Source organism: Halarchaeum rubridurum (genome assembly GCF_014647115.1).
GTDB classification, from domain to species: Archaea; Halobacteriota; Halobacteria; order Halobacteriales; family Halobacteriaceae; genus Halarchaeum; species Halarchaeum rubridurum.
This window is the reverse complement of the sequence record NZ_BMOO01000022.1, coordinates 1-866: the sequence shown is the minus strand read 5'-3', so window position 1 is coordinate 866 and position 866 is coordinate 1. Positions and strand designations below refer to the sequence as shown.

The 866-nt window shown below is 56.9% G+C and carries 1 rRNA gene; it reads left to right on the top strand.

Annotated features, from left to right (window positions below):
• Positions 1-866 (top strand): 23S ribosomal RNA (locus tag IEX84_RS14520); the annotation flags it as partial.

Here is an 866-nt window from a genome sequence, read left to right as displayed (position 1 = left end):
CGCGAAACAGGGTGACAGCCCCGTATGACGATCTAGTAGTTCGTGCGTCAGTTCCAGAGTAGCGGGGACCGGAAATTCCTCGTGAATTTGGCAGGCATCGACTGCTAAGACTAAGTACTCCTCGAGACCGATAGTGAACAAGTAGCGTGAGCGAACGCTGAAAAGCATCCCGAGAAGGGAGCTGAAATAGAGCCTGAAATCAGGTGGCGATGGAGCGACTGGGCATGAAAGGCCCCTCCGAGAACGAGGCGAGTGCAAGCTCGTAGTAGGACCGGAGGGGAGCCGATGTCCGGTCGTGCGTTTTGAAAAACGAACCAGGGAGTGTGTCTGTTTGGCGAGTCTAACCCGAGTATCGGGGAAGGCATAGGGAAACCGACATGGTCGCAGCATTGCGAGGACCGCCGTCTTCAAGGGCGGGGAGTCAGACGGACACGACCCGAAACCGAGTGATCTACGCGTGGGCAAGGTGAAGCATGGCGAAAGCCATGTGGAGGCCTGTTAGGGTTGGTGTCTTACAATACCCTCCCGTGACCTACGTGTAGGGGTGAAAGGCCCATCGAACTCGGCAACAGCTGGTTCCGACCGAAACATGTCGAAGCATGACCTTCGTCGAGGTAGTTCGTGAGGTAGAGCGACCGATTGGGGAGTCCGCCTCCGAGAGGAGTCGGCCCCCCTGTCGAACTCCGAACTTACGAACGCTGTGGACGCGAGGAATCCGGTGTGCGGGGTAAGCCTGTGCACCGTAAGGGAGACAACCCAGAGTGAGGTTAAGGTCCCAAAGTACGAGCTAAGTGCGATTGAAGGTGGTCTCGAGCCCTAAACAGCCGGGAGGTGAGCTTAGAAGCAGCTACCCTCTAAGAAAAGCG